The organism is Mycobacterium intermedium (genome assembly GCF_002086275.1).
Lineage (GTDB): Bacteria > Actinomycetota > Actinomycetes > Mycobacteriales > Mycobacteriaceae > Mycobacterium > Mycobacterium intermedium.
Genome location: NZ_MVHT01000287.1, coordinates 1 through 736, shown reverse-complemented (window position 1 = coordinate 736; position 736 = coordinate 1). Strand labels below are relative to the sequence as shown.

Annotated in this window: 1 pseudogene; it reads right to left on the bottom strand. The window is 65.5% G+C overall.

Annotated elements, in window-relative coordinates:
* Positions 1–736: pseudogene (locus BST27_RS32970) on the bottom strand (glycosyltransferase); the annotation flags it as partial.

Below are 736 nucleotides of genomic sequence, written 5' to 3'. Positions count from 1 at the left end.
CGAGCGCCCGTTGCCCGAGCTCAGCGATGGGGTCGGCGTCGCTGCTATCCAGACCGCCGGCTTGATCCAGTCGTGCGGTGTCAAACATCGCCGGGCCGCTAGCCACCACCTCGGCCAGAACGTAGCGGCCGGCATCGGGTGACCGACGCACCTCCGACTCGGCCGCGCAAGTACCGGTGAGCTTGACGGCATCGCCATAGTTGATCCCGACTTGAAACACCTGCGGTTCGGCATCGAGCACAGCACTCAGCCGGGTGATGTAGTTCTCGGGGCCAAAAAACCGCCAACCCTGCCCCAGATGCAGCCAAAACCGTCCACCGATCTGAGCACGCAGCCGCGCAAGCTGAGCTCCGGTGCCGTCGCCGGATCTGCGACGGGCGAACTCAACAAACCCGTAGCGCTTCCGTAGCGCCGCGCGGTCCTGGGCGGACAGACCCGCATCGACCACCAGGAAACGCCCGACCCGTGACAGATCGGTGCAGCAGTGCAGAAACGAGTTCAGTGTCTGCTCGGTGGCTTCTCGATCCGGGCCGGCCACCAGAGTGACAGTGACCTCGGCGTTGCGTGAACCCGCGACCAGGTTGCCCACCAACACATCGGGGTATGCCGACGCCGCCTCGACCATCGCCGGCACCGAAAAGTCGCGGTTGTGCGCAATCCCCTGTCGACGATCATCGGGGACCTCTGGGCAGGCCAGAAGCCGCCGACACAACGCAAACGCCTCGGCATGCTTGCC